Source organism: Nocardia bovistercoris (genome assembly GCF_015674855.1).
Lineage (GTDB): Bacteria > Actinomycetota > Actinomycetes > Mycobacteriales > Mycobacteriaceae > Nocardia > Nocardia bovistercoris.
On the sequence record NZ_JADMLG010000005.1, the window covers coordinates 388,827 to 408,250 of the forward strand.

At 70.3% G+C, this 19,424-nt stretch carries 2 protein-coding genes and 1 pseudogene; 1 reads left to right on the plus strand and 2 read right to left on the minus strand.

The window, feature by feature from the left end; all coding sequences use genetic code 11:
• The first annotated feature begins 180 nt into the window (after positions 1-180).
• Entirely contained in the window at positions 181-1,206 is a 1,026-nt protein-coding gene (locus IT779_RS15385; protein ID WP_196150060.1) for an SDR family oxidoreductase, read from the plus strand.
• 66 nt (positions 1,207-1,272) lie between these two features.
• Here the strand turns inward: IT779_RS15385 and IT779_RS15390 are convergent.
• Positions 1,273-2,295 (minus strand): annotated as a pseudogene (locus tag IT779_RS15390) (alpha/beta hydrolase); the annotation flags it as partial.
• Between the two features lie 330 nt (positions 2,296-2,625).
• Positions 2,626-19,398: an amino acid adenylation domain-containing protein gene (locus tag IT779_RS15395; protein ID WP_408637760.1), complete on the minus strand. Its 16,773-nt coding sequence runs from the start codon at positions 19,396-19,398 to the stop codon at positions 2,626-2,628.
• Positions 19,399-19,424: the final 26 nt, after the last annotated feature.

A 19,424-nucleotide genomic window follows, 5' to 3' on the forward strand; every position in this document is an offset into this window, starting at 1 on the left:
CTCGGCACCGCGAGCGGCCGTCGCGCCGCACACACGACAGAACGCGGCTCGCCGCCGACCGCGCCGAAGCGAACACTCTCGTCCGGCGACGTACTCGCGGAACAGCGCGCGAGCGACCGCGGACCCGGTTCGCGGTCCCCACCACAACCCGCAGATTTCCTGCGACTATGTTCATCTGCTATGACATACCTGGTTACCGGAGCAACTGGGTTCATCGGTCGTTTTCTCGTCCCGCAACTGTTGCGGCGCGAGGGCGACATCCACGTCCTGGTCCGTCCCGGCATCGACTCGGCGGACCGGTTCACCTGTTGCGCCAGGGAGTGGGACGGCGGTGATCGGATCCGGCCGGTGCGCGGCGACCTCGGCGCGCCCGGCCTCGGCATCGATCCGGCGTGGACGGCCGAACATCGCGGCCGGATAGACCACATCGTCCACCTGGCGGCGAATTACGACGTCGTTGCGCGTGGGGGCGGCACCAGGCATGTGGTCGACGTGGCGCGCGCCCTCGATGCCGGGCTGCTGCACCATGTCTCGACGGTCGAGGTGGCGGGCGCCTACGCGGGGCTGTTCACCGAGGACATGTTCGACCTCGGGCAGACGCTGGAAACGCCCGCGCAGCGCGGCAAGTTCGAAGCCGAGCGCGTCGTGCGCGAATCGAATGTCCCGTGGCGGATCTACCGGCCTTCCATCGTGATCGGCCATTCCAGGACCGGTGAGATCGACCGGATCGACGGCCCCTACTACTTCTTCCGACTGCTGCGCATGGCCGCGCAGCTGCCGCGTCTGCTTCCGGTGCTCGTGCCGAAACTCGGTGAGACCAATATGGTTCCGGTAGATTTCGTGGCGCGCGCCCTCGACCATCTCGCGCACCGCGACCTGCCGCCCGCCACCACATACCATCTCGTCGACCCGCGCAGACACAGCGCCGCCGAAGCGCTGAACCTGTTCGCCGACGAGGCGGGCGCACCGCATCTGGTCGAGGTCATGCCCAAACGCAGCCTGGACGTGCTGTTGCGCGTGCCCGGCGCCAAATGGCTGCTCCCCCGCGTCGGCGTGCCGCGCGACGTGCTGGCGCACAGCGAGTTCACCTGCTGGTTCGACTGCCGCCGCACCACCGCCGCGCTCGCCGACACCGATCTCGAGGTGCCGCCGCTGGCCGGGTACGCCCCGCTGATCTGGAAGTACTGGGCGGAGAACTGGGTCTAGGACGGCGGAAGGGCCGCGCCGCGCGCGGGGGGCGGCCCAGGCCGCCGGGATCGGGGGCACGCGGGAGAGGCCCCGCCCGCGCGCCAGCACCGGCCAGGACTGGTGCAGGTCGTCCTGCCAGTAGCCCCACGAATGGGTGCCGCTCGGACGGAAGTTGAAGGTGGCGGGGATGCCGAGGTCGTTCAGCTTGTTCTGCAGGTTGTGGGTGCAGAAGTTGGTGCCCGCCTCGATCACGCCACCGATGAGCAGCTGGTTGGCCAGGCCGTAGGCGCCGGGCAGCGCGTACTTGCCGTCCAGGGTGTCGTACGGGCCGGGCAGGCCGTTGCCGGTGGACAGGTAGAGGTCCATGCCGCGCAGCTTGTCGGCGTGCACGTAGGGATCGTTGTCGATCCACTCCTGCGAGCCCTGCGGGCCCCACATGTTCAGGGTGTCGCCGCCGCCCCAGGTCTCGACGGTCAGCTTCACGAATTCCGACCCGACCGGGTCACTGGTCTGCGCGCACCCGCTGTAGGCGGCCGCGGCCTTGTACAGGCCGGGCTTGGCGATCGGCAGGGCGAGCACGGTGGTGCCGGAGGTGGAGAGGCCCGCGATGCCGTTGACCCCGTTGGTGCCGAGGGCGCCGTCGATCAGCGGGGGCAGTTCGTCGGTGAAGAAGGTCTTCCACTTGTTGCGGCCAAGGGTCGGATCGTCCTTGATCCAGTCGGTGTAGTAGCTCCACTTGCCGCCGATGGGCTGCACGACGTTGACGTTCTTGTCCTTCAGGAACTCCAGCGCGTCGGTCTTGGCGACCCAGGACGCGGTGTCCTCGCCGCCGCCCGCGCCGTTGAGCAGGTACAGCGCGGGGCGCGGCACCGAGGCGTCGGCGGGGCGCTGCACGTCGACCGGGAAGGTCTCGTCCATCGCGGACGAGTACACGTAGAGCCGGATGTTGCGGGAGTCCTTGATCTCGGCCTTGGTGATCTTGGAGCCGTCGGGGGCGACCGGATTGGCCAGCAGCGCCTTCGAGTCGATGATCGGGTCAGCGGCTGTCGCCGGTGATGCGCCGAGGCCGGACATGACGCCCGCGAACACCGCCGTCGCCGCGATCATCACCGCGGCACGCGTACCGCTGCGCCGGGTCAGTCGACGTATCAATTTCGCACCTTCACTTCGTATCGAGACGGATGGGCAATCCCTGTGCCGCGGCGTTCAGCCGTATTTCACGGCGTTCAGCCGCTATGTCACGGCGGTCGGCCGAGACAACCCGGGGGGCGGACAGCACCCGACCATACGGCCTATGTAGTCGTCACAACAGAGGGCATCGTTACCGTAGCGTTTCCTCATCCTGCCCGACAGGCGCCACGCGCCACCGCCCGGCCTGCCGGATTTGCGACAAGACACCGCCGATTCGTGACATCTTCTGGTCCGCTCACTACCCGCTCACCTCGGCCCGCCGTCGCTCTCGCGCAGCAGCTTGTCGAGCACCGGCCCGATCTCGACGAGCGCGTCGGGCTGGGTCATCAGCTCGTGCACCGTCGGCACCGGGTGATCGACCACCGCCCCCGCGTACGGCCGCCACTCCGCGATCACGTCGCCGGTGCGGCGCCGGTCGTCGGCGGCGCGGAAGTACTCGATCGTGCCGTCGAAGTATCCCGGCTGGTAGTCGCGGGTCAGATCCACCGAGCGCATGGCGCTGGTGTAGATGCGGCGCAACCGCTGCGGGCTCATGCCGACCATCTCCGCCGGGATCAGCGCGTAGAGCTTGTCGAAGTCCGCGTCCGAGAGCACCTCGAGTCCGTCCACGTCGAGTCCGGTGAGGCCGAGTTCGGAGAGCAGCTCGACCATGGTGGCGCGCCAGTCGCCGAGATCCCAGGTGTGGGCGCTGTCGAGCATGGCGAGCAGCGACACCTCACGCCCTGACTGCCGCAGCAGCACCGCGACCTCGTGGGCGAGCACACCGCCGAGCGACCAGCCGAGCAGCCGGTAGGAGCCACGCGGCTGCACGGCCACGATCTCGGCCGCGTACCGCTCGGCCATCGCGCGCAGCGAGGCGGGCGGCGGGCCGTCCTCCGACAGCGCCGCGGACTGGATGCCGTACACCGGCCGCTGCTCGTCCACGTACTGGACGAGACCGGTGTAGCACCAGGCGAGCCCGTACATCGGGTGCACGCAGAACAGCGGCTGCTCGGCGCCGCTGGTGCGGATCGGCAGGACAAGGCCCATGGCGGCGTCGGATTCGGCGTCGTAGTCGAGGGTGCCCGCGTCGGCGGCGGCGAGCCGGTCGCCGAGCGCCTGCACGGTCGGCGCGAGGAAGAACCACTGCACCCGCACTTCGATGTCGGTGAGCCTGCGCAGCTGGGCCACCACCTTGCTCGCGACCAGGCTGGTGCCGCCGAGTGCGAAGAAGTCGTCGTCGAGGCCGACCCGGTCGAGGCCGAGCACCTCCTCGAAGACCGCGGCGACCGTCTTCTGCATCGGCGTGACCGGCGCGCGGAAGGCGCGCGCGGTGAACTCGGGCGCGGGCAGCGCCTTGCGGTCGAGTTTGCCGCTCGCGTTGAGCGGCAGCGCGGGCAGCACGACCACCACCGCGGGCACCATGTACGAGGGCAGGCCCGCGCGGGCGTGGTCGAGCAGCGCCTTCTCGGAAATCTCCCGATCGGGGGCGGCCACCACGTAGGCGGCCAGCCGGTCGGGATCGGGCACCACCGCGACCGCGGCGTGCGCGACCGCGTCGTGGCGCGACAGCACCGCCTCGATCTCACCGAGTTCGATGCGCTGGCCGCGGATCTTGACCTGGAAGTCGGCGCGGCCGAGATATTCCAGACCGCCGCGCGAGAGCCGCACGATGTCGCCGGTGCGGTAGAGCCTGGTGCCGCGCTGGTACGGGTTGGCGACGAACCGTTCCGCCGTCAGCCCCGGCGCGCCGAGGTAACCGCGCGCCAACTGCACACCCGCGATGTACAACTCGCCCGGCGCGCCCAGCGGAGCCGGACGCAGTTGCCGGTCGAGCACGTAGACCCTGGTGTTGGCGACCGGCGACCCGATGGACACCGCGGCCTTCGGATCGACGCCGTTGACCCGGCCCGCGGTGACCACGGTGGCCTCGGCCGGGCCGTACCAGTTGTGCAGCGCGCCGGGCAGTGCCGCGTCGAAACGCGCGACGGTAGCGCCGGTGAGCGCCTCACCGGCCGCGAACACCCGGCGCGGCACCGAAGTGGGCAGTTCGGGGGCCAGTTCGAGGAAGGCGTCGAGCATCGACGGCACGAAGTGCACGGTGCTCACCGCTTCGCGGTCGATCAGGTCGGCGAGGTAACGCGGGTCGCGGTGGCCGTCGGGTTCGGCGATGACAAGTCGCGCGCCGGTCTGCAAGGGCCAGAACAACTCCCAGGTGGAGATGTCGAAAGTGATCGGCGTCTTGTGCAGGACCGCGTCGGCGCGGTTGTGCGGATACGCCGATTGCGCCCAACGGAATTGGTTCACCATCTGGCGGTGCGTGATCATCACGCCCTTGGGGCGGCCGGTGGAACCGGAGGTGTAGATCACATAGGCCAGGTTGTCCGGACGCACCGCGCGCAACACGCCGGAACCCGCGCCCGCGCCGAGAGTCGCGAGGTCGAGCACCGGGGTTTCCGTATCGGTGTCGAAGGCGTCGGCGGCCGTGGTGAGCACGAAAAGCGGTGCGGCGCTTGTGAGTACGTGACTGTTGCGCTCCACAGGATGATCCGGGTCGACGGGTACGTAACCCGCGCCGGTCCGCAGCACCGCGTAGATCGCGACGACCAGCTCGATGGAACGCCGCATCGCCACGGCTACAAGGGTTTCCGGCCCCGCGCCGCGCCTGGCCAGCGCATCGGCCAGTGCGTCGACGCGTTCACGGAGTTCGGCGTAGGTGATGGTCTGCCTGCCGAAGGTCACCGCGGGCGCGTCGGGGGTGCGTTCGCACTGCGCGTGGAACAGCGAAACCAGCGTCGCCTCATCGGACGGCCACGCCACGTCGGTGCGGTTGAGCGAGTCGAGCACGAAACGCTCGGTGCTCAACAGCAGGTTGGTGCCTGCCAGCGTGCGCTGCGGCGCGGTCACGAATTCGGTGACGAGCAGCCGCATCCGGTCGGTGAGCGACTGCGCGACCGCGCTGTCCACCGTCTCGCGCTGGTAGAGCACCTTCACCCAGAGCTGGGAATCCAGGTTCACCAACAGCGTCACCGGATAGTGCGTGAAGTTCACGGCCTGCAGATCGGCCACCGACATGCCGTCGATGGAACTGGCCTGCTCGAGCCCTTCGGTGTCGACCGGGTAGGACTCGAACGCGATCATGGTGTCGAACAGGCCGTCCACCCCGACCGCGCGCTGGATGTCGGCGAGTCCGAGGTAGTGGTGGTCGAGCAAGGCGGCCTGCTCGGACTGCAACCGGCTCAGCAGGTCGCGCACGGTCCAGGTCGGGTGGAAGCGGACCCGCACCGGAATGGTGTTGACGAACAGGCCGATCATCGAGTCGATGCCGTCCAGTTGCGGCGGGCGACCCGACACCGCCGCGCCGAATATCGCCTCGTCGCGGTCGGTGCTGCCCGCGATCACCATCGCCCACGCGGCCTGCACCACCGTGTTGATGGTGACGCCGGTGTCGGTGGCGAGCGCGGTCAGCGCCTCGGTCTCCTCGGGCGGCAGGGTGAACCCGGTGGTCCCGACCCCGACCTCGGGCAGGACCGGCGGCGCGAGCGCGGGCACCAGCGGCGTCGGCTCGGCTCCGCGCAGGGCCTCGGACCAGGCGCGCAGCGCGGCCTCTTGATCCTGGCCGCCGAGCCAGGCGAGGTATTCCCGGTAGGGCCGCACCCTCGGCAGCATGGACGGATCGCCGCGCAGCGCGTACAGCGCGAGCAAATCCTTCATGAGCAGCGGCATCGACCAGCCGTCGAGCAGGATGTGGTGGGTGGTCAGGGTGAGGAAGCTGCGCCCGGACAGGGTGCGGTGCATGGCGAAACGCACCAGCGGCGCCGTCGCCGGATCGAATCGGCGCCGCTGATCGGCGGCGAGCACGCCGTCGAGTTCCTCGTCGGGGACGCCGTCGACGGCCTGCCACGGCACCTTCACCGAATCGACCACCAACGCGACCGGCGTGCCGTCCTCGGTGGTGACGAAGGCGCTGCGCAGGTTGGCGTGCCGGTCGAGCACGGCCTGCGCGGCGCGCTGCATCCGGTCGATGTAGATGCGCCCGGTCAGTTCCAGCGTGAACTGCATGACGTAGTCGTCCACCGTGGCCGCGCTCAGCTCGCTCAGGAACAGCAGACCCGATTGCAGCGGCGAGAGCGGCAGGATGTCGGTGAGGCCGGGTCGCTCCCGACGCCAGCGGTCGATCTCGGGCTGGGTGACCCGGACCAGCGGCACATCCGATGGCGTCAGTCCGCCCGCGCCCGGTTCGGCGGTGTGCCGCGCGAGCGCGGTGAGCCCAGCCACCCACAGTTCGGCCAGCTCGCGCACTTCCTCCTCGCCGATGATCTCGGCGGCGTAGAGGAAGGTGACGTCCATGCGCGGACCGGCTTCGCCGTCGTTGACGATCGCGTTGATGTCGATGACGGCCGCGGCGGGCATGCCGTGGTCCTGGTCCGGATTGTGTTGCCCCACTTCACCGGTCGGCATCCAGCCGAGCGCGGTGAGCCCTTCCGGGACACCGCCCGCCGACACCCGGCCGAGGTAGTTGAAGCTGATCTGACCGAGCGACCCGGCGACCTCGGCCGCGGTGTCCTCGTTCAGATAACGCAGCAGCCCGAAGCCGATGCCCTTGTCGGGTACCGCGAGCAGTTGTTCCTTGATGGCCTTGATCGCGTCGCCGGTGGCCTCGCCGCCGTCGAACACGGTCACCGGATCCACCGTGCGCAGATCGAGCGCGACCGGGTAGATGCTGGTGAACCAGCCGACCGTCCTGGTCAGGTCGGCGCCGGGCACGACCTCTTCCTCGCGGCCGTGGCCCTCGAGTTTGACCAGCGTGCGCGGTGCGTCGACGCCGCGCCGTCCGCGCCAGTGCCGCACCGCCATGGCGAGCGCGGCGAGCAGACCGTCGTTCACGCCGCCGCGATACAGCGCGGGCACCTTGTTGAGGACGGCCTCGGCGACCTCGACCGGAATGGTGACCTCGACGCGGCGCACGGTGGCCTGGGTGTCGAAGGTCGGGTCGAGCACGCGGTTGCCGAGCAGCGGGTCCGGGGTGGCGACCACCGATTTCCAGAAATCGATTTCGGCGCGGCGCTGCGCGGAGGCGGCGATCTCGACCAGTCCGTGCGACCAGCGTCGGAAGGAGGTGCCGGTCGCGGGCAGCGCGATCGGCTGACCGGCCAGTCGCTGCGCCCATGCCATCGCCAGGTCCGGGATGAGAATGCGCCACGAGACGCCGTCGATGGCGTAGTGGTGCGCGGCGACGGCGAGCACGTCGCGCCCGTCTGGACGCGAGAGCCAGGTGAAGGCCAACATCTTGGCGTCACCGGGATCCAGGGCGTCCACCGTCTCCTGCATGGCCGATTCGGCGATGCGCTGGAGTTCGGATTCGCTCGTCCCCTCCGGGATATCGATGCGGCCGACCAGCTCCGCCGGTTCCACCGCGCCGGGCGGCAGCGTCTCGAAATGCCAACGGCCGTCGACCTGGTACACCCGCGAACGCAGCACGTCGTGGTGGTCGAGGACCGCGCCGATGGTCTCCACGAGTCCGGCGGCGTCGATCTCCTCGGGCAATCCGAGCATCATGCTCTGGAAGAACCGGCCGAACGCGCCGTTGGCCAGGTAGGCGGCGAGCACCGGGGTCAGCGGGACATCGCCGACGCCGCCGCCGCGCAATTCCTCGAGCACGATCGGCGCGTGGTCGGCGGCGCTCACCGCGACCTTGGCGAGTCCGGCGACGGTGCGCTGTTCGAACACATCGCGCGGGCTGAACACGATGCCCGCGGCCTTGGCGCGCGACACCAACTGGATCGACAGGATGCTGTCGCCGCCGACGGAGAAGAACGAGTCGTCGACGCCGACCGATTCCAGGCCGAGGACCTGCGCGAACAGTTCGGAGATCCGAGCTTCCACGGCACCGATGGGCTCGCGCGTCTCGGTGGTGGTGAAGGTCGGCGCAGGCAGCGCGCGACGGTCCAGTTTTCCGTTGGCGGTCAACGGAATCGAATCGAGTACGACGAAGGCCGACGGCACCATGTAGGCGGGCAGCAGTTCACCCGCGCCGACCCGCACGGCGTCGATATCGATGGCCGCGCCCGAGGCGGCGACCAGGTAGGCGACGATGCGCTGATCGCCCGGCTTGTCCTCGCGCACCACCACCGCGGTCTGGCCGACCCGGTCCTGGGCGAGCACCGCCGCCTCGATCTCGCCGAGTTCGATGCGGAAGCCGCGCACCTTGACCTGGTCGTCGGCGCGGCCGAGGTATTCCAGGTCGCCTTCGGTGTTCCAGCGCGCCAGATCGCCGGAGCGGTACAGCAGTTCGCCCGGACCGTCGAACGGGTTGGCGACGAAACGGCCCGCCGTGAGCGCGGGCCTGCCGAGGTAGCCGCGCGCGAGTTGGGTTCCCGCGACATAGATCTCGCCGGGCGAGCCCGCGGGCACCGGCCGCAACCTGGTGTCGAGCAGGTAGGTGCGCAGGCCCGCGATGGCGCGGCCGATCACGCTGCCGTTGGCGGCGGCAACGGCGGCGGCGTCGAGCGCGCGGTAGGTGACGTGCACCGTCGTCTCGGTGATGCCGTACATGTTGACCAGGCGCGGCGCGGTGTCGCCGTGCCTTGCGTACCAGTCGGTGAGCCTGCGCAATTCGAGCGCCTCACCGCCGAAGACGATGTAGCGCAACGACAGCGGGCCCGCGCCCGGTTCGGCGCCCCGATCCGCCTCGGCCAGTTGGTAGAACGCCGACGGCGTCTGGTTCAGCACCGTGACCCGTTCGCGGCGCAGCAGTTGCAGGAACTGCTCGGGCGAGCGGGACACGTAGTAGTCGACCACGACCAGGGTGCCGCCGTGCAGCAGCGGACCCCACAGTTCCCACACCGAGAAGTCGAAGGCGTAGGAGTGGAACATCGTCCACACGTCGTCGGCGCCGAATCCGAAGTCCGCCTGCGTGTTCGCGAACAGCTTCACCACCGTGCGGTGCGGCACCCGCACGCCCTTGGGGCGGCCGGTGGAACCGGAGGTGTAGATGACGTAGGCGATGGTGTCGGGTGTGAGCGTATGCGCGCGTTCGGCGTCGGTGACCGGGGTGTCCGCGAAGGGCGACAGGTCGAGCGCGTCGAGGTCGAGCACCGGCAGGGTGGCGGGCAGTTCGATATCGCGCTCGGTGTGGGTGAGCACGCAGACCGGGCGCGCGTCGTCGAGCATGTAGGCGATGCGGTCGGCCGGGTAGGTCGGGTCGACGGGCAGGTAGCCCGCACCGGATTTGACCGTGGCCAGCAGCGCGACCACCAGGTCTGTCGAGCGCGGCAGCGCGACCGCGACCAGCGTCTCGGGTCCGGCGCCCGCCTCGATCAGCTTGCGCGCCAAGCGGTTCGCGCGCCGGTCGAGTTCGGCGTAGTCGATCCTGGTGTCGTCGAAGACCACCGCGGTGCGCTCGGCGTTGGCGCGCGCGGCCGACTCGAACAGTTCGACGAGGGTGGCCTCGGGTCCGACGTCGAGTCCCGAACCGCTCCAGGTCCGCAGCGCGGTCTCGCGTTCGGCGGCCGTGAGCAGTTCGATATCGCCCACCGGGGTGCGCGGGTCGACGGCGACGGCGGCCAGCAGGCGCTGGAACCGGTCGGCGAAGCCAACCGCGGTGGCGCGGTCGTACAGGTCGGTGGCGTAGGACAGATGGCACGACAGGGTCTGCGCGCCGGTGGCGTCCTCGGTCTCGAAGACGGTGAGCGACAGGTCGAACTTCTCGACCGCCGCGTCGAATTCGACCGTGCCCGCGCGCAATCCCGGCAGTTCGAAACTGCCGCCTGGCAGATTCTGGAAGGCCAGGATCACCTGGAACAGCGGGGAACGGGTGGTGGAACGCTCGGGTTCGAGCACGTCGACCAGTCGCTCGAACGGGATGTCGGCGTGCGCGAGCGCGGCCAGGTCCGTTTCGCGTTGACGAGTCAGCAGGTCGGCGAACGCCTCGCCGCCCCTGATCTCGCTGCGCAGCACGACCGTGTTGACGAACATGCCGATCAGATCGTCGATAGCGGCGTCGCCGCGGCCCGCGACCGGAGTGCCGATCGCGAGATCGGATGCGCCGGACAGCCGTCCGAGCAGCACCGCGAGCGCCGAGTGCACCACCATGAACAGGGTCGCGTTCTTCGCCCGCGCGAGATCGGCCAGACCTTCACGCACCGCAGCGCCGACCACGAACTCCACCGCGGCGCCGCGCTGACTCGGCGCCTCGGGACGCGCACGGTCACCGGCGAGCGTGGATTCCTCCGGCAGGCCGGACAATTCGCGTCGCCAGAAGGCGATCTGCTCGGCGGCGATCGATTCCGCGTCGTCCTCGTCGCCGAGCACAGCGCGCTGCCAGATGCTGAAATCGGCGTACTGCACCGGAAGCGGCGCCCAGCCCGGTTCAACACCGGCCGCGCGCGCCGCGTAGGCGGACATCACGTCGCGGGTCAGCGGACCCATCGACCAGCCGTCACCGGCGATGTGATGGACGACGAAGACCACCACGTGATCATCGAGCGCCGCGTTCACCCGCAGCAGGGCCACACGCAGCGGAATATCCGCCGCGACATCGAAACCCGCGCCGATGATCTCGGCGACCTTGGCGGGCAGTTCGTCGTCGTACACCACCACCGGATGCACGCGCGGCACCGCCTGCGTGATCGGCACGACCACCTGTACCGGGCCGTCGTCGGTCTGCGGGTAGGTGGTGCGCAGGATCTCGTGCCGCTCGACCACATCGGCCACCGCCTGCTGCAACGCCTCCACGTCGAGTAAGCCGGTCAGGCGCACCGCGACGGGGATGTTGTAGGTCGGCGACGCGGTGTCGAACTGGTTGAGGAACCACATGCGCTGCTGGGCGAGCGAGAGCGGCACCGCCTCGGGCCGCGACTGCGCGACCAGCGCGGGCCGCGCCTTGCCCACCGGGATCTCGACCCGTGCCGCGAGCGCCTCCACGGTCGGCGCCTCGAACAGCAACCGCACCGGGACCCGCACGTTCAGCGCCGCGCCGAGGCGGGCGCTGACCCTGGTAGCGCTCAGCGAGTTGCCGCCGAGTGCGAAGAAATCGTCGTCGACGCCGACCCGCTCCACCCCGAGCACCTCGGCGTACACCTCGGCGACGGCCTGTTCCAGCGCCGTCGCGGGCGCACGGAACATGGCGGATTCGAAGACCGGCTCCGGCAGCGCCTTGCGGTCCAGTTTGCCGACCTGGTTCAGCGGGATCGCGTCGAGCACCATGATCGAGGTCGGCACCATGTGCGCGGGCATCCGCTGCTGCGCGTAGGCGGTGAGCGCGCCGATATCGATGCGCTCCCCCGCCGCCGCGTGCACGTAGGACACAAGCACGGTCGCGCCGGTCGGCGTCTTGCGGCCGACGGTCACCGCGAAGTCGACGCTCGCGTGATCGGCGAGCACCGCGTCGATCTCGCCGAGTTCGATGCGGAAGCCGCGCACCTTCACCTGGAAGTCGTTGCGGCCGATGAATTCCACCTCGCCGCGCGAGGTCCAGCGCACCACGTCGCCGGTGCGGTACATGCGCTTGCCCGGCTGCCACGGGCAGGCCACGAAACGCGCCGCGCTCAGGCTCGGCCTGCGGTGGTAGCCCGCCGCGAGCTGCTCGCCCGCGATGTACAGCTCGCCGGAGACGCCGACCGGCACCGGGTTCAGGCGGTCGTCGAGCACCCATTCGGTGATGCCGCGGATCGGCGCGCCGATGGTGATCTGGTCGCCGACCGCGAGCGGTTCGCTGAAGTTGACGATGATGGTGGTCTCGGTCGGGCCGTAGGCGTTGTGGAACTGCCTGCCGTCGATCGCCCAGCGGCGCACCAGATCCGGGGACCACGTTTCGCCGCCGATGAAGACCGCGCGCAGGTCGGTGAGCCCGGCCGGGTCGAGGGAGGCCAGCGCCGCCGCGGTGAGGAACATGTGGGTGACCCGCCGCACACGCAGCAGTTCGCTCAGGTCGGCGCCGCCGTAGACGTCGGTGGGCACCACGACCATGGTCGCGCCCGCGCCGGTGGCGAGCAGCAGTTCCAGCACCGCGCCGTCGAAGCTCGGCGTCGCGAAATGCAGTGTGCGCGAATCGGGGTCGACGCCGAACCGCTCGCGCTGTTCGGCGGAGTAGCCCGCGAGTCCGGCGTGCGTCACCGCGACGCCCTTCGGCACGCCGGTCGACCCTGAGGTGTAGACCATGTACGCCACATTCGCCGCGCGCACCGGACGGATCCGGTCGGCGTCGGTGATCGGGGCGACGGAGTGCTCGGCCAGCGCGGCGGCGAAGGCCGAATCGTCCAGCGACAGCCAGTCGAGGCCGTCGCCGAGGTCGGCGCGGGCCCGGCGGACGGTGAGGCCGAGCACCGCGCCGGAGTCGGCGAGCATGTGCGCGACCCGTTCCGGCGGGTAGTTCGGGTCGACCGGGACGAATCCGGCGCCGGTCTTGGCGACCGCCCAGAACGCGAGCACCGATTCCAGCGAACGCGGAATGCCGATGGCGACCAGGTCGCCGGGCCCGACGCCGCGGCCGATGAGTTCACGCGCCAGACGGGACGAGCGTGCGTCGAGTTCGAGGTAGTCGAGGCTGCGGTCCCCGTCCTCGAGCGCGACGCCGCGCGGGTTGCGGGTGACCGCGGCCGCGAGGATGTCGGGCAGTGCGCCGCTCTCGGTGACCACTCGACCGCGCATCCCGGTCAGGCGATCGACCTCGCTGTCGGAGAGCAAACGCAGGTCGCCGACGGCGGTGCGGGGCGCGCGCACGATCTGGTGCAGCACGCGCACGAACCGCTCGGCGAAGGCGCGCACCGTCGCGGTGTCGAAAATGTCCCTGGCGTAGGTCAATTCGCCCGCCATGCCGTCCTGGCCGCCCGCGGCGCCCTCGACGACGGTCAGCTGCATGTCGAAACGCTCGATGTCGACGGGCGTGTCGAGGCCGCGGATGCTCAGGCCGGGCAGTTCGAAATCGCCCGACGGCAGGTTCACGAACGACAGCGCGACCTGGAACAGCGGGGTGCGCCCGGTGGAACGCACCGGCGAGAGCACCTCGACCAGTTGCTCGAACGGGACGTCGGCGTTGGCGAAGGCGGCGAGATCGGCCTCGCGCTGCCTGGCGAGCAGTTCGGCGAAGGACTCACCGGGCTCGAGCACGGTGCGCAACACCACCGTGTTCACGAACATGCCGATGACATCGTCGAGTTCGGCCGCGCCGCGTCCGGCGATCGGGGTGCCGATGGCCACGTCGTTGGTGCCCGCCATCCGCGCGAGCAGCACCGCGAGCGCCGAATGCACGACCATGAACACCGTGGCATTCGCCGCGCGCGCCATCTCCCGCAGTCCGCGATGGGTTTCGGCGTCGACGCGGAAACTCACCGCGCCGCCCTGATAGGACTGGGTGGCCGGGCGCGGGCGATCCAGCGGGAGCGTCGACTCCTCGGGCAATCCGGCCAGCGTGCCGGTCCAGTAGTCGATCTGCTTGGCCGCCAACGACTCCGGGTCGGCGCTGTCGCCGAGCAGAGCGCGCTGCCACAGCGCGAAGTCCGCGTACTGCACCGGCAGCGGCGACCAGTCCGGTCGCGTGCCCTGCGAACGCGCGGCGTAGGCGGCCATCACGTCGCGAGTGAGCGCGCCGAGGGACCAGCCGTCGGCGGCGATGTGGTGCACGACGAGCAGCAGGACGTACTCGTCGGACCGGCCGCCGACCCGGAACAGCGCGATCCGCAGCGGCACCTCGACCGACACGTCGAAGCCCGCGCCCGCGATCTCGGCGATCCGCTCGAACAGTTCGTCCTCGCCGACGGTGATCGGCTCCACCGTCGGCGCGGCCTGCGCGGTGCCGAGAACGACCTGTTCGGGGCCGTCTTCGGACTGCGGGTACAGGGTGCGCAGGGTTTCGTGCCTGGCGACGATGTCGGTGGCGGCGGCACGCAGCGCGGCGATGTCGAGCGCGCCGGACAGTTGCACGGCCACCGGCAGGTTGTAGGCCGCCGACGACGTGTCGAACTGGTTGAGGAACCACATGCGCTGCTGGGCCAGCGACAACGGAATCCGTTCCGGTCGCGGCCCTGCCTCCAGCGCCGGTCGGCCGCCCTCGGACAGTTCGACCCTGGCCGCCAATCCGGCGACCGTTGACACCTCGAAGATCAGCCGCACCGGGACGCGCGTGTCCAGCGCGTCGCCGAGGCGGGCCGCGACACGGGTCGCGCTGAGCGAGTTGCCGCCGAGTTCGAAGAAGTCGTCGTCGCGGCCGATGCGTTCGACGCCGAGCACCTCGGCGAAGACCTGCGCCACGGCTTCCTCGAGCGCGGTGGCGGGCGCAGCGAACGCGCGCGCCTCGAACACCGGGGCGGGCAGCGCCTTGCGGTCGAGTTTGCCGGAAGTGTTGAGCGGCAACGCGTCCAGAACCAACACGGTGGCGGGCACCATGTAGGCGGGCAGCACCTCGGCGACCTCGTCGCGCAGCGCGACCGGGTCGAGCGTGCGGCCGGGCGCGGGGACCGCGTAGCCGACCAGCTGATCACCGGTCGGGCCCGCGGCCACCACGACGACCGCCTGACTCACGTTCGGCCGGGCCAGCAGCGCGGTCTCGATCTCGCCGAGTTCGATGCGCTGGCCGCGGAACTTCACCTGGAAGTCGGTGCGGCCCAGGTAATCCAGTACCGGTTGATCGCCGACGCCGCGCCAGACCACCAGGTCGCCGGTGCGGTACATGCGTTCGCCGAAGCCGAACGGATCGGCGACGAACCGGTCCGAGGTCAGATCCGGGCGGCGCACGTAGCCGCGCGCGAGCTGGTCGCCGGAGAGGTACAGTTCGCCGACCACACCCGCGGGCACCGGGCGCAGGCGCGAATCCAGCACGTACACACGGGTATTCCACTGCGGCAGACCGATCGGCACCGATGTGCTCGCCTCGGGGGTCGCCTGCCAGTAGGTCACCGAGACGGCCGCCTCGGTTGGGCCGTACAGGTTGTGCAGCGCGGCGTCGGAGACCGCGGCGAAGGCGGTGACCGTCTCCGGCGGCAGCGCCTCGCCGATCGCGAACACGTGCCGCAGCGTGCGCAGCGATCGGGCGCGGGCGTGCGCGGCGAACACCGTGAGCATGGACGGCACGAAATCGGTGACGGTCACCCGGCGCGCGGCGATGGTCTCGGCCACGTACTCGGGATCGCGGTGCCCGTCCGGGGTGGCGACCACCAGGGTCGCGCCGACCCGCAGCGGCATGAAATAGCCCCACAGCGACACGTCGAAGGTGGTCGCGGTCTTCTGCAGGTACACGTCGTCGGGGCCGAGCGGATATTCCGCCAGCATCCAGGCGATCTGGTTGTTGATGGCCGCGTGCGTGACCGCGACGCCCTTCGGCCTGCCGGTCGAACCGGAGGTGAAGATCACGTAGGCCGGGTTCTGCGGCGACATCGGCCGCGCGGGTTCGCTGGGACGCGCGGGCGCGGCGTCGAATTCGCTCAGGTCGACGCGGTCGAGCAGGACGAGGTCGGACCCGTCCGGGATGGCGGCGGCGTCGGCGGTGGTGCTCAGCACGCAGACCGGACGCGCGGTGTCGAGGATGTGACCGATTCGCTCGGCCGGGTGATCCGGGTCGAGCGGCACGTAGGCGCCGCCCGCGGCGACGATCGCGTACATGCCGACGACCAGGTCCATGGACCGGCGCATGGCGAGCCCGACCAGCGACTCCGAGCCGACCCCACGTGAAATGAGCAGGCGCGCAAGGCGATTGACCCGCGCGTCGAACTCGCGGTAGGTCAGCTCGGCGCCCTCGTACACGACGGCCACCGAATCCGGATGCGCGGAGACCGCGCGCCGGTACGCGTCGAGCAGCAGCTCCCCCGCGACCGGATAGCGGGTGTCGTTCCAGTCCAACAGGATTCGATCGCGCTCCACGGGAGCGAGCAGTTCGATGCCGCCCACCGCGGAGTCCGGGTCGGCGGTCACCGCGGCCAGCACGCGGATCAGACGCTCGGCGAAGCCCGCGACCGTCGCCTCGTCGAACAGGTCGGCGGCGTAGGTGAACAGCGCAGGCATCGCCGCGTCGTCGTCGGCGTGTGGCTCGACGGTGAGCTGGAGATCGAATTTCGCCACCGCGCCATCGAATTCGACGACCTCGACCGAAAGCCCCGGCAGTTCCAGGGTCGCGCTGTCCATGTTCTGGAAGAACAGCGCCACCTGGAACAGCGGGTGATGCGACTGCGAGCGCACCGGGTCGAGCACCTCGACCAGCCGCTCGAAGGGCAGTTCGGCGTGCGAGAACGCGCCGAGGTCGGTCTCCTTGACCGCGTCGAGCAGGTCGAGGAACGAGGCGTCGCCGCGCACGCCGGTGCGAAGGACCAGCGTGTTGACGAACATGCCGATCAGGTCATCGAGTTCGCGTTCGCCTCGGCCCGCCACCGGCGTGCCGATGGTCACGTCCTCGGTGGCCGACAAGCGCGCCAATAGCACCGCGAGCGCGGCGTGCACGACCATGAACAGCGAGACGCCGTGGTCGCGGGCGAGTTCGTTCATGGCGGCGTTGAGCGCGGCCGGTACCTCGAACGGGTAGGCGGCGCCGCGGCCCGAGGCCACCGCGGGACGCGGCCGGTCGGCGGGCAGGTCGATGCGGTCCGGGATGCCCGCGAGCGCGTCGCGCCAGTACGCGAGCTGGTCGGCGGCGACCGAGGCGGGATCGCTCTCGTCACCGAGGACCGTGCGCTGCCACAGCGTGTAATCGGCGTACTGCACTGGCAGCGGCGACCAGCGCGGCGGCGCGCCCGCGACGCGCGCGGTGTAGGCGAACATCAGGTCGCGCACCATCGGCGCGACCGAGGCGCCGTCGGCGGCGATGTGATGCACGACCACCGACAGCACGTAGTCCTGCGCGCCAAGCCACGCCAGGCCCATGCGCAGCGGCACGTCGGCGGTCACGTCGAAGCCCGCGAGCACCGAACCGAGCAGCCAGTCGCGCAATTCGGATTCCGACAGCGCCTGCGGACTCAGATCCGGCAGCGCGCGCTGGGTCGGCAGCACCTGCTGATGGCCGACGCCGTCGACGGCCGGGTACACCGTGCGCAGCGTCTCGTGCCGTTCGAGCAGATCCGTGACCGCGGCTTGCAGCGCACCCACGTCGAGCCTGCCGGAAAGCCGCACCGCGAACGGGATGTTGTTGGCCGCCGACTCCGGATCGAACCGGCTCAGGAACCACATGCGCTGCTGCGCGGGCGAGAGCGGGATCGGGTCGGGGCGGCGCGCCAGACGTTCCAGCGCGGGACGGCGACCCGAGCCCGCGGAGTCCGAAAGCAGCCGGGCCAGCGCGGCCACCGTCGGCGCCTCGAAGATCGAGCGCGCGGGCACCTGCGTGTCCAGCGCCGCGCCGAGGCGGGCGATGGCCCTGGTCGCGATGAGCGAATTGCCGCCGAGGGCGAAGAAGTCGTCGTCGGCGCCGATCTCGGCGTCGGTGTCGAGCAGTTCGGCGAAGACCGCGGCGACCATGATCTCCACCCGACCCTGCGGCGCGCGGAATTCCTTGGTGCGCAAGCGCGGTTCGGGCAGCGCGGCGCGGTCGAGCTTGCCGACCGGGGTCAGCGGGATCGCGTCGAGCGCCATCACGGTGGTCGGCACCATGTGCGCGGGCAGGCTGCGCGCGGCGTATTCGAGAAGTTCGTCCTCGTCCACGCTCTCACCCGGCGCGGCGTGCACGTAGGCGACCAGGATGGTGGCGCCCGTGTCGAGGTCGTGGCCGACGGTGACCGCGAAGTCGACCGTGTCGTGTCCGGCCAATACCGCGTCGATCTCGCCGAGTTCGATGCGGAAACCGCGGATCTTGACCTGGAAATCGTTGCGTCCCAGGTACTCCACATCACCGGCGGGCGTGAAGCGAACGAGGTCGCCGGTGCGGTAGAGCCTGGCGCCGCTCGGATCGAAGGGATTCGGGACGAAACGGGCGGCGGTGAGCGAGGGCCGCCGGTGATAGCCGCGCGCCAACTGCGCGCCGGTGATGTAGAGCTCGCCGACCACGCCCGTCGGCACCCGAGCCAGTCGGTCGTCCAGCACGTATTCGGTGATGGCGCGGATCGGGCCGCCGATGGTGACGATCTCCCCCGGCACCAGCGGCGCGCTGATATTGGTCATGATCGTGGTCTCGGTGGGGCCGTAGCCGTTGTAGAACTCGCGGCTCGTACCGTCGCCGAGCGACGACTTCGTACCGTCGCCGAGCGACGACTTCGCACCGTCGCCGAGCGGCAGCACCCAGCGGCGCACCAGCTCCGGCGGACACGCCTCGCCGCCCGCGACCACCACGCGCAGCTCGTCGAGTCCGGTCGGATCGACGGAGGCGAGGGCGGCGGGCGTGATGAAGGCGTGGGTCACCCGTTCGCGCCGCAGCAGTGCGGCGAGTTCGGCGCCGCCGTAGACGGTGGGCGCGACCACGACCATGGTCGCCGCGCCGCCGAGCGCGAGCAGCAGTTCCAGCACCGAGGCGTCGAAGGACGGCGACGCGAAGTGCAGGGTGCGCGACTCCCCGGTTACCCGGTAGCGATCACGCTGTTCGTCACAGAAGCTCGACAGCCCCGCCTGCGTGACCACCACGCCCTTCGGCAGGCCGGTGGAACCCGAGGTGTAGATCACATAGGCGGGATGTTCGGCGCGCAGCGGACGCACCCGGTCGGCGTAGGTGACCGGTTCGGCGGATTTGGCCGCGAGTTCGGCGGCCAGATCGGGCGCATCGATGACGAGCCAGCCCACCGCGTCCGGCAGGGTGTCCGCGACGGCGGCGACGGTGAGACCGAAACGCGCACCCGAGTCGGTGACCATGTGCTCGACGCGATCGGCCGGATAGTTGGGGTCGACCGGCACGAAGCCCGCGCCCGTCTTGGCGACCGCCCACACCGCCACCACCGAATCCAGCGACCGGGGCACACCGACGGCAATCAGATCCTCCGGCCCGACCCCGCGCTCGATGAGCAGCCGGGCCAGGCGGGTGGAGTGTTCGTCGAGTTCGGCGTAGGTCAGCTCGCCGAGCGTCGCCTCGGCGTCGGCGAAGCGAACGGCGACACCGGAAGGATTCGCCTCGACCGCGCCGAGCAGCAGTTGCGGCAACGTCTTGACCCGCGACCGAGAGGCAC

Excerpts from the sequence above, each read along its gene's own strand:
- IT779_RS15385 (WP_196150060.1), top strand. The coding sequence starts at position 181 with ATGACATACCTGGTTACCGGAGCAACTGGGTTCATCGGTCGTTTTCTC.